This window comes from Limnospira indica PCC 8005, assembly GCF_000973065.1.
Taxonomy (GTDB): Bacteria; Cyanobacteriota; Cyanobacteriia; order Cyanobacteriales; family Microcoleaceae; genus Limnospira; species Limnospira fusiformis.
This window is the reverse complement of record NZ_FO818640.1, coordinates 94,641-106,892: the sequence shown is the minus strand read 5'-3', so window position 1 is coordinate 106,892 and position 12,252 is coordinate 94,641. Positions and strand designations below refer to the sequence as shown.

General features: G+C 44.3%; 4 protein-coding genes. All 4 read left to right on the top strand.

Translation table 11 applies throughout. From position 1 onward, the window contains the following. Nucleotides 1-5: 5 nt before the first annotated feature. The 4 genes from XZ46_RS00475 to XZ46_RS36140 all read left to right on the top strand — a co-directional run bounded on the left by XZ46_RS00475 (nt 6) and on the right by XZ46_RS36140 (nt 12,202). Complete coding sequence (locus tag XZ46_RS00475) at nt 6-230, top strand: hypothetical protein (protein WP_006622192.1); 225 nt, start codon at nt 6-8, stop codon at nt 228-230. A 79-nt stretch (nt 231-309) separates the two neighbouring features. Further along, entirely contained in the window at nt 310-795 is a 486-nt protein-coding gene (locus tag XZ46_RS00470) for a phage tail protein (RefSeq protein WP_006622193.1), read from the top strand. A 132-nt stretch (nt 796-927) separates the two neighbouring features. Beyond that, nucleotides 928-4,383, top strand: a complete 3,456-nt coding sequence (locus tag XZ46_RS36145; protein ID WP_228116441.1) for a hypothetical protein — start codon at nt 928-930, stop codon at nt 4,381-4,383. Next, nucleotides 4,355-12,202: a hypothetical protein gene (locus tag XZ46_RS36140; RefSeq protein ID WP_071829292.1), complete on the top strand. Its 7,848-nt coding sequence runs from the start codon at nt 4,355-4,357 to the stop codon at nt 12,200-12,202. Before XZ46_RS36145 ends, XZ46_RS36140 begins: the two co-directional genes overlap by 29 nt. Nucleotides 12,203-12,252: the final 50 nt, after the last annotated feature.

The window sequence follows — 12,252 nt, the reverse complement described above, 5'->3', positions numbered from 1 at the left end:
GAATCATGAAACCTAACCATCAACCCCCAATACCACACCCGCCACCCGGACAACCTAGCCACCCCATTGGCTTAGTCGCACCCACGAAAATACAGTGCGATAATCCCGGAGATTTGATGTATAAAATCGCCCAAAAAGTTCGCGCTGACCCGATGCTCAAAAAACAAGTTGAACAACGAGTTTACGAAATGTTAATTTCTGACCTCAATTTAATCCGTGAGCGACATTGATTTTCGGTTTCAATTTTGTTGTGAATAAATATCCAGGCAAATCATGCTGATCATACATCCTAGGAATACCTTATAATCCATGTATAATTATATCACAACCAATCGCTTTTATGTAGAAATGGAAAGTACCATTTCCGCATCATTTTCCGAATGTTCTGGCTTCGGAGTAACCTTACAAAAAGAAGCATATTTAGAAGGTGGAGTCAATGACCAACAGCGAGTATTTATTGGTCATGCAGAGTTTGACGACATCACCTTAAAGCGGGGAATGACGAATAGCACAATTTTCTGGGATTGGATGCTAACTACCATCAGTAATCCCATATATAATCGTCGGAATATCAATATTTTGATGTTCAATCAAGCGGGGGAAATTATGCAAGCATGGACTTTGATTGGTGCTATTCCTATTTCCTGGAAAGCACCAGGATTTCAAGCTGAAGGAAGTTCAGTAGCGATCGAAGAATTAACCCTAGCTTATGAAGGGTTAAAAGTGACCATAACACCTCGAGGCGCAGGAGGTGCAGCCATTAATAGAAGGCGGGATAATGATGGATACTTTTAAAACCACAATCATCAAATATTATAGTATTATAATAATTCATAAATTCACTTAATTTGTATGTCTAAAAACCCAGATAACGTGAAATCAACTAATATAAATTCACCATCATATTTAGGCGTAAAAAATCCTTTAATGTCTCCTACGCCATTAGGTCAAAAATTTTTACAGCCTCTGGGTGCGCGTTCCATATCAGTTTTAGATTTATCTTTATTCGCGGGTGAAGGAGTACAATTACAAAGTTTTGATGAGTGGGATAGTCCTTTTTTCTTAGAGTCAAAGCCTAACTTTAGTAATCAAAACGTCATCCAAGAAAAGCCACTTAACTCTGTCGATTTTACCCCAAATGCAGAGACAACATCGATTCCGCAATCCACAGAAACATCTGCTATTTTTACATCAGAAGCACCTGAAATTAGCCGGGAATTAGATTCACCATCTGAGGAATTAGACAATCTTAATCAAGACCAAACAAAAGTTAATTATCAAAAATCAACACCATCAAAGTCAACCATATTTAGAAGCATATTAGGAGATAATATATCTCCTAAATCTAACAAATTTTATCCTCCCAAACACCCCAAAATAACAGAAGAATCGAAATCCCCTAATCCTGAGTCCATACAAAGACAATACAAATCTTCAACTTCTGAACCTATTTCCGACATATCCCTAATTCAGAGACTCCCAGAAACTTCCGATTCGGTGGATGTAAATGCGATCGCTTCTCATGACTCCACAATTCAGAGACTCCCAGAAACTTCGGATTCGGTGGATGTAAATAATGCGATCGCTTTTCATGACTCCTCAATTCAGAGACTCCCAGAAACTTCCGATTCATCTCCAATTCAAAGACTCCCAGAAACTTCGGATTCGGTGGATGTAAATAATGCGATCGCTTTTCATGACTCCTCAATTCAGAGACTCCCAGAAACTTCCGATTCATCTCCAATTCAGAGACTCCCAGAAACTTCCGATTCGGTGGATGTAAATGCGATCGCTTCTCATGACTCTCCTTCCATTCAACGAGTCTCGGAAACCTCGGATTCGGTGGAAGATATAAGTAATGCGATCGCTTCTCATGACTCCCCAATTCAGAGACTCCCAGAAACTTTGGATTCATCTCCAATTCAGAGACTCCCAGAAACTTCCGATTCGGTGGATGTAAATGCGATCGCTTCTGATGACTCCTCAATTCAGAGACTCTCGGAAACCTCGGATTGGGGAGATGTAAATGCGATCGCTTCTCATGACTCCCCAATTCAGAGACTCCCAGAAACTTCGGATTCGGGAGATGTAAATAATGCGATCGCTTCTCATGACTCCCCAATTCAGAGACTCCCAGAAACTTCCGATTCATCTCCAATTCAGAGACTCCCAGAAACTTCCGATTCGGTGGATGTAAATGCGATCGCTTCTGATGACTCCCCAATTCAGAGACTCCCAAAAACTTCGGATTCGGTGGGTGTAAATAATGCGATCGCTTCTGGTGATTCCACAATTCAGAGACTCCCAGAAACTTCCGATTCATCTCCAATTCAGAGACTCCCAGAAACTTCCGATTCGGTGGATGTAAATGCGATCGCTTCTGATGACTCCCCAATTCAGAGACTCCCAAAAACTTCGGATTCGGTGGATGTAAATGCGATCGCTTCTCATGACTCTCCTTCCATTCAACGAGTCTCGGAAACCTCGGATTCGGTGGAAGATATAAGTAATGCGATCGCTTCTCATGACTCCCCAATTCAGAGACTCCCAGAAACTTCGGATTCGGTGGAAGATATAAGTAATGCGATCGCTTCTGATGACTCCACAATTCAGAGACTCCCGGAAACTTCCGATTCGGGAGATGTCAATGATGCGATCGCTTCTCATGACTCCCCAATTCAGAGACTCCCAGAAACTTCGGATTCGGTGGATGTAAATAATGCGATCGCTTCTGATGACTCCCCAATTCAGAGACTCCCAGAAACTTCGGATTCGGTGGATGTAAATAATGCGATCGCTTCTCATGACTCCCCAATTCAGAGACTCCCAGAAACTTCGGATTCATCTCCAATTCAGAGACTCCCAGAAACCTCGGATTCGGTGGAAGATATAAGTAATGCGATCGCTTCTCATGACTCCACAATTCAAAGACTCCCAGAAACTTCGGATTCGGTGGAAGATATAAGTAATGCGATCGCTTCTGGTGATTCCACAATTCAGAGACTCTCGGACACCTCCGATTCATCTCCAATTCAGAGACTCCCAGAAACTTCCGATTCGGTGGAAGATATAAGTAATGCGATCGCTTCTCATGACTCCACAATTCAGAGACTCTCGGAAACCTCGGATTCATCTCCAATTCAGAGACTCCCAGAAACCTCTGATTCGGGAGATGTAAATAATGCGATCGCTTCTCATGACTCTCCTTCCATTCAACGAGTCTCGGAAACCTCGGATTCGGTGGAAGATATAAGTAATGCGATCGCTTCTCATGACTCCCCAATTCAGAGACTCCCAGAAACTTCGGATTCATCTCCAATTCAGAGACTCCCAGAAACTTCCGATTCGGTGGATGTAAATGCGATCGCTTCTCATGACTCCTCAATTCAACGACTCTCGGAAACCTCGGATTCGGTGGATGTAAATGCGATCGCTTCTCATGACTCCCCAATTCAGAGACTCCCAGAAACCTCGGATTCGGGAGATGTCAATAATGCGATCGCTTCTCATGACTCCCCAATTCAGAGACTCCCAGAAACTTCGGATTCTTCTGCAATTCAGAGACTCCCAGAAACTTCGGATTCGGTGGATGTAAATAATGCGGCCGCTTCTGGTGATTCCGCTGCGATTCAAAGACAATCGGACACCTCCGATTCATCTCCAATTCAGAGACTCCCAGAAACTTCCGATTCGGAGGATGTAAATGCGATCGCTTCTCATGACTCCCCAATTCAAAGACTCTCGGAAACCTCGGATTCGGGAGATGTCAATAATGCGATCGCTTCTCATGACTCCCCTTCCATTCAACGACTCTCGGAAACCTCGGATTCGGTGGAAGATATAAGTAATGCGATCGCTTCTCATGACTCCCCAATTCAGAGACTCCCAGAAACTTCCGATTCATCTCCAATTCAGAGACTCCCAGAAACTTCCGATTCGGTGGATGTAAATGCGATCGCTTCTCATGACTCCCCAATTCAAAGACTCTCGGAAACCTCGGATTCGGGAGATGTCAATAATGCGATCGCTTCTCATGACTCTCCTTCCATTCAACGAGTCTCGGAAACCTCGGATTCGGTGGAAGATATAAGTAATGCGATCGCTTCTCATGACTCCTCAATTCAGAGACTCTCGGAAACTTCGGATTCGGTGGAAGATATAAGTAATGCGATCGCTTCTCATGACTCCCCAATTCAGAGACTCCCAGAAACTTCGGATTCGGTGGAAGATATAAGTAATGCGATCGCTTCTCATGACTCCCCAATTCAGAGACTCCCAGAAACTTCCGATTCATCTCCAATTCAGAGACTCCCAGAAACTTCCGATTCGGTGGATGTAAATGCGATCGCTTCTCATGACTCCCCTTCTATTCAACGACTCTAGACAAACCTATTATTCGGTGGAAGATATTAGTAATGCGATCGCTTCTCATGACTCCTCAATTCAGAGACTCCCGGAAACTTCGGATTCGGTGGAAGATATAAGTAATGCGATCGCTTCTGGTGATTCCACAATTCAGAGACTCTCGGACACCTCCGATTCATCTCCAATTCAGAGACTCCCAGAAACTTCCGATTCGGTGGATGTAAATGCGATCGCTTCTGGTGATTCCCCTTCCATTCAACGAAAATTGGACACCTCAGATTCGGGAGATGTCAATGATGCGATCGCTTCTCATGACTCTCCTTCCATTCAACGAGTCTCGGAAACCTCGGATTCGGTGGAAGATATAAGTAATGCGATCGCTTCTCATGACTCTCCTTCCATTCAACGAGTCTCGGAAGCTTCGGATTCGGTGGAAGATATAAGTAATGCGATCGCTTCTCATGACTCCACAATTCAGAGACTCCCAGAAACTTCGGATTCGGTGGAAGATATAAGTAATGCGATCGCTTCTCATGACTCCCCAATTCAAAGACTCTCGGAAACCTCGGATTCGGGAGATGTCAATAATGCGATCGCTTCTCATGACTCCCCAATTCAAAGACTCTCGGAAACCTCGGATTCGGGAGATGTCAATAATGCGATCGCTTCTCATGACTCTCCTTCCATTCAACGAGTCTCGGAAACCTCGGATTCGGTGGAAGATATAAGTAATGCGATCGCTTCTCATGACTCCACAATTCAGAGACTCTCGGAAACTTCGGATTCGGTGGAAGATATAAGTAATGCGATCGCTTCTCATGACTCCCCAATTCAGAGACTCCCAGAAACTTCGGATTCGGTGGAAGATATAAGTAATGCGATCGCTTCTGATGACTCCACAATTCAGAGACTCCCGGAAACTTCCGATTCGGGAGATGTCAATGATGCGATCGCTTCTCATGACTCCCCAATTCAGAGACTCCCAGAAACTTCGGATTCGGTGGATGTAAATAATGCGATCGCTTCTCATGACTCCCCAATTCAGAGACTCCCAGAAACTTCGGATTCGGTGGATGTAAATAATGCGATCGCTTCTCATGACTCCCCAATTCAGAGACTCCCAGAAACTTTGGATTCATCTCCAATTCAGAGACTCCCAGAAACTTCCGATTCGGTGGATGTCAATGCGATCGCTTCTGATGACTCCCCAATTCAGAGACTCCCAAAAACTTCGGATTCGGTGGGTGTAAATAATGCGATCGCTTCTCATGACTCTCCTTCCATTCAACGAGTCTCGGAAACCTCGGATTCGGTGGAAGATATAAGTAATGCGATCGCTTCTCATGACTCCCCAATTCAGAGACTCCCAGAAACTTCCGATTCGGTGGATGTAAATGCGATCGCTTCTCATGACTCCCCTTCCATTCAACGAGTCTCGGAAACCTCGGATTCGGTGGAAGATATAAGTAATGCGATCGCTTCTCATGACTCCCCAATTCAAAGACTCTCGGAAACCTCGGATTCGGGAGATGTCAATAATGCGATCGCTTCTCATGACTCCCCAATTCAAAGACTCTCGGAAACCTCGGATTCGGGAGATGTCAATAATGCGATCGCTTCTCATGACTCTCCTTCCATTCAACGAGTCTCGGAAACCTCGGATTCGGCGGAAGATATAAGTAATGCGATCGCTTCTCATGACTCCACAATTCAGAGACTCTCGGAAACTTCGGATTCGGTGGAAGATATAAGTAATGCGATCGCTTCTCATGACTCCCCAATTCAGAGACTCCCAGAAACTTCGGATTCGGTGGAAGATATAAGTAATGCGATCGCTTCTGATGACTCCCCAATTCAGAGACTCCCAAAAACTTCGGATTCGGTGGGTGTAAATAATGCGATCGCTTCTCATGACTCTCCTTCCATTCAACGAGTCTCGGAAACCTCGGATTCGGTGGAAGATATAAGTAATGCGATCGCTTCTCATGACTCCCCAATTCAGAGACTCCCAGAAACTTCGGATTCGGTGGAAGATATAAGTAATGCGATCGCTTCTCATGACTCCCCAATTCAGAGACTCCCAGAAACTTCGGATTCGGTGGAAGATATAAGTAATGCGACCGCTTCTGATGACTCCACAATTCAAAGACTCTCGGAAACCTCGGATTCGGCAGATGTTAATAATGCGATCGCTTCTCATGACTCCACAATTCAGAGACTCTCGGAAACCTCGGATTCATCTCCAATTCAGAGACTCCCAGAAACCTCTGATTCGGGAGATGTAAATAATGCGATCGCTTCTCATGACTCTCCTTCCATTCAACGAGTCTCGGAAACCTCGGATTCGGTGGAAGATATAAGTAATGCGATCGCTTCTCATGACTCCCCAATTCAGAGACTCCCAGAAACTTTGGATTCATCTCCAATTCAGAGACTCCCAGAAACTTCCGATTCGGTGGATGTAAATGCGATCGCTTTTCATGACTCCTCAATTCAACGAGTCTCGGAAACCTCGGATTCGGGAGATGTAAATGCGATCGCTTCTCATGACTCTCCTTCCATTCAACGAGTCTCGGAAACCTCGGATTCGGTGGAAGATATAAGTAATGCGATCGCTTCTCATGACTCCCCAATTCAGAGACTCCCAGAAACTTTGGATTCATCTCCAATTCAGAGACTCCCAGAAACTTCCGATTCGGTGGATGTAAATGCGATCGCTTTTCATGACTCCTCAATTCAACGAGTCTCGGAAACCTCGGATTCGGGAGATGTAAATGCGATCGCTTTTCATGACTCCTCAATTCAGAGACTCCCAGAAACTTCCGATTCATCTCCAATTCAAAGACTCCCAGAAACTTCCGATTCGGTGGATGTAAATGCGATCGCTTCTCATGACTCCACAATTCAGAGACTCTCGGAAACCTCGGATTCATCTCCAATTCAGAGACTCCCAGAAACCTCTGATTCGGGAGATGTAAATAATGCGATCGCTTCTCATGACTCCCCAATTCAGAGACTCCCAGAAACTTCGGATTCGGTGGAAGATATAAGTAATGCGATCGCTTCTCATGACTCCCCAATTCAAAGACTCTCGGAAACCTCGGATTCGGGAGATGTCAATAATGCGATCACTTCTGATGACTCCCCAATTCAGAGACTCCCAGAAACTTCGGATTCGGTGGAAGATATAAGTAATGCGATCGCTTCTGGTGATTCCACAATTCAGAGACTCTCGGACACCTCCGATTCATCTCCAATTCAGAGACTCCCAGAAACTTCCGATTCGGTGGAAGATATAAGTAATGCGATCGCTTCTCATGACTCCCCAATTCAGAGACTCCCGGAAACTTCGGATTCGGTGGAAGATATAAGTAATGCGATCGCTTCTGGTGATTCCACAATTCAGAGACTCTCGGACACCTCCGATTCATCTCCAATTCAGAGACTCCCAGAAACTTCCGATTCGGTGGATGTAAATGCGATCGCTTCTGGTGATTCCCCTTCCATTCAACGAAAATTGGACACCTCAGATTCGGGAGATGTCAATGATGCGATCGCTTCTCATGACTCTCCTTCCATTCAACGAGTCTCGGAAACCTCGGATTCGGTGGAAGATATAAGTAATGCGATCGCTTCTCATGACTCTCCTTCCATTCAACGAGTCTCGGAAACCTCGGATTCGGTGGAAGATATAAGTAATGCGATCGCTTCTCATGACTCCACAATTCAGAGACTCCCAGAAACTTCGGATTCGGTGGAAGATATAAGTAATGCGATCGCTTCTCATGACTCCAGTATTAAAAGACTCTCGGAAATTTCGGATTCGGTTGAAGATAAAAATAACATTGCTTCTTATGAATTAATTAATTTAAAAATATACGAAACTTCTTATTTGGAAAATATAAAAAAAAAGATCGCTGCTCCTGCCTCATCTCGAATTTTAAGATACACGACATCTTCGGATGCGGCTGAAGATAGAAATAATGCGATCGCTTCTGCTGATTCCGCCATTCAAAGACTATTGGAAACTTCGGATTCGGTGGAAGATATAAGTAATCCGATCGCTTCTCATTCCTCTGCAATTCAAAGACTCCCAGAAACTTCGGATTCGGTGGAAGATATAAGTAATGCGATCGCTTCTCATGACTCCCCAATTCAGAGACTCCCAGAAACTTCCGATTCATCTCCAATTCAGAGACTCCCAGAAACTTCCGATTCGGTGGATGTAAATGCGATCGCTTCTCATGACTCCCCTTCCATTCAACGACTCTCGGAAACCTCGGATTCGGTGGAAGATATAAGTAATGCGATCGCTTCTGGTGATTCCACAATTCAGAGACTCTCGGACACCTCCGATTCATCTCCAATTCAGAGACTCCCAGAAACTTCGGATTCGGTGGGTGTAAATAATGCGACCGCTTCTGGTGATTCCCCTTCGATTCAACGACAATCGGACACCTCCGATTCATCTCCAATTCAGAGACTCCCAGAAACTTCCGATTCGGTGGATGTAAATGCGATCGCTTCTCATGACTCCCCAATTCAAAGACTCTCGGAAACCTCGGATTCGGGAGATGTCAATAATGCGATCGCTTCTCATGACTCCCCTTCCATTCAACGACTCTCGGAAACCTCGGATTCGGTGGAAGATATAAGTAATGCGATCGCTTCTCATGACTCCCCAATTCAGAGACTCCCAGAAACTTCCGATTCATCTCCAATTCAGAGACTCCCAGAAACTTCCGATTCGGTGGATGTAAATGCGATCGCTTCTCATGACTCCTCAATTCAAAGACTCTCGGAAACCTCGGATTCGGGAGATGTCAATAATGCGATCGCTTCTCATGACTCCCCTTCCATTCAACGAGTCTCGGAAACCTCGGATTCGGTGGAAGATATAAGTAATGCGATCGCTTCTCATGACTCCCCAATTCAGAGACTCTCGGAAACCTCGGATTCGGGAGATGTCAATAATGCGATCGCTTCTGATGACTCCACAATTCAGAGACTCCCGGAAACTTCCGATTCGGGAGATGTCAATGATGCGATCGCTTCTCATGACTCCCCAATTCAGAGACTCCCAGAAACTTCGGATTCGGTGGATGTAAATAATGCGATCGCTTCTCATGACTCCCCAATTCAGAGACTCCCAGAAACTTCGGATTCGGCGGATGTAAATAATGCGATCGCTTCTGATGACTCCCCAATTCAGAGACTCCCAGAATCTTCCGATTCATCTCCAATTCAGAGACTCGCAGCAGCTTCCGATTCGGTGGATGTAAATGCGATCGCTTCTGATGACTCCCCAATTCAGAGACTCCCAGAAACTTCGGATTCGGTGGGTGTAAATAATGCGATCGCTTCTCATGACTCTCCTTCCATTCAACGAGTCTCGGAAACCTCGGATTCGGTGGAAGATATAAGTAATGCGATCGCTTCTCATGACTCCCCAATTCAGAGACTCCCAGAAACTTCCGATTCATCTCCAATTCAGAGACTCCCAGAAACTTCCGATTCGGTGGATGTAAATGCGATCGCTTCTGATGACTCCCCAATTCAGAGACTCCCAGAAACTTCGGATTCGGTGGGTGTAAATAATGCGATCGCTTCTCATGACTCTCCTTCCATTCAACGAGTCTCGGAAACCTCGGATTCGGTGGAAGATATAAGTAATGCGATCGCTTTTCATGACTCCTCAATTCAGAGACTCTCGGACACCTCCGATTCATCTCCAATTCAGAGACTCCCAGAAACTTCCGATTCGGTGGATGTAAATGCGATCGCTTCTCATGACTCCCCTTCCATTCAACGACTCTCGGAAACCTCGGATTCGGTGGATGATAATGCGATCGCTTCTCATGACTCCCCAATTCAGAGACTCCCAGAAACCTCGGATTCGGGAGATGTCAATAATGCGATCGCTTCTCATGACTCCCCAATTCAGAGACTCCCAGAAACTTCGGATTCGGTGGAAGATATAAGTAATGCGATCGCTTTTCATGACTCCTCAATTCAGAGACTCTCGGACACCTCCGATTCATCTCCAATTCAGAGACTCCCAGAAACTTCGGATTCGGTGGGTGTAAATAATGCGATCGCTTCTCATGACTCTCCTTCCATTCAACGAGTCTCGGAAACCTCGGATTCGGTGGAAGATATAAGTAATGCGATCGCTTCTCATGACTCCCCAATTCAGAGACTCCCAGAAACTTCCGATTCATCTCCAATTCAACGAGTCTCGGAAACCTCGGATTCGGTGGATGTAAATGCGATCGCTTCTGATGACTCCTCAATTCAGAGACTCCCAGAAACCTCGGATTCGGGAGATGTAAATAATGCGATCGCTTCTCATGACTCCCCAATTCAGAGACTCCCAGAAACTTCCGATTCATCTCCAATTCAGAGACTCCCAGAAACTTCCGATTCGGTGGATGTAAATGCGATCGCTTCTGATGACTCTCCTTCCATTCAACGAGTCTCGGAAACCTCGGATTCGGTGGAAGATATAAGTAATGCGATCGCTTTTCATGACTCCTCAATTCAGAGACTCCCAGAAACTTCCGATTCATCTCCAATTCAAAGACTCCCAGAAACTTCCGATTCGGTGGATGTAAATGCGATCGCTTCTCATGACTCCTCAATTCAACGAGTCTCGGAAACCTCGGATTCGGTGGATGTAAATGCGATCGCTTCTCATGACTCCCCAATTCAGAGACTCCCAGAAACTTCCGATTCATCTCCAATTCAAAGACTCCCAGAAACTTCCGATTCGGTGGATGTAAATGCGATCGCTTCTCATGACTCCTCAATTCAACGAGTCTCGGAAACCTCGGATTCGGTGGATGTAAATGCGATCGCTTCTCATGACTCCCCAATTCAGAGACTCCCAGAAACCTCGGATTCGGGAGATGTCAATAATGCGATCGCTTCTCATGATTCCACAATTCAGAGACTCTCGGAAACTTCTGATTCATCTCCAATTCCGAGACTCTCGGAAACCTCGGATTCGGGAGATGTTAATAATGCGATCGCTTCTCATGATTCCACAATTCAACCACAATCGGAAACTTCCAATTCGGGAGATATAACGGATGGTATATCTGATACTAATTCATTATTTTTTCAACCTAAATCAGATATAAACCCTGGTTTATCTGATAGTAATAAAACGGTTAAAGAAATGCTTATCAATGGAGGAATCCCTGAGATTCAAAGGTTTATTAAAAACATAAATAAGCCAGGATTTATTACAAAAAATAACCAGAAAAAATATGATAAAAATAAACCTTTAAATAAACAAAAATTAATGAAAAATAACCGACATAATGTTGATTTTCAACCGCGTGGTGTAGTACCACAGTCTCCGGATAATCATCAAGAATTGATGAAAAATCAGGAAAAATTAGGATTAAACCAATCAAGACTGAAAAGTTTGGTAGTACCTAAAAATAAATATATTCCAGATAATGTTCAGGTGAGTACCAAGGGTGATATTTTGTCTTCTGATTTTTACAATAAGCCATCTTCTGTTAAAGAAATGATGCAAAAAACTATTCAAGATAGAGCAAAATTAAAGCAACAAGTATCATCACAAAGGTCTCATAAAGTTGAACCATTAAACCAGCAAGATATTTATGAATTAGATGAAAATATTAAAGCCCAATATAACAGGAATTACAATGAACAGGAAAAAGCCGAATCTAAACAACAAGAAGTCGTCACATCTGAACATCTCGAAGCACTAGCTAGAGAAATATATGGCTTTATTTGTCAGCGATTTCAAGTGGAACGAGAACGTTATGGTTCCCATAGGTCTTCTGGACGTTTTCCTTGGTAAGTAAACATATTCAAAGTTTGGTTGAAATATAAAGAAAAGTTAAATTGTTA

Bases quoted from the DNA above. Each gene is read 5' to 3' on its own strand.
- XZ46_RS00475 (WP_006622192.1), top strand. From the start codon at position 6: ATGAAACCTAACCATCAACCCCCAATACCACACCCGCCACCCGGACAA.
- XZ46_RS00470 (WP_006622193.1), top strand. From the start codon at position 310: ATGTATAATTATATCACAACCAATCGCTTTTATGTAGAAATGGAAAGT.
- XZ46_RS36145 (WP_228116441.1), top strand. From the start codon at position 928: ATGTCTCCTACGCCATTAGGTCAAAAATTTTTACAGCCTCTGGGTGCG.
- XZ46_RS36140 (WP_071829292.1), top strand. From the start codon at position 4,355: ATGACTCCCCTTCTATTCAACGACTCTAGACAAACCTATTATTCGGTG.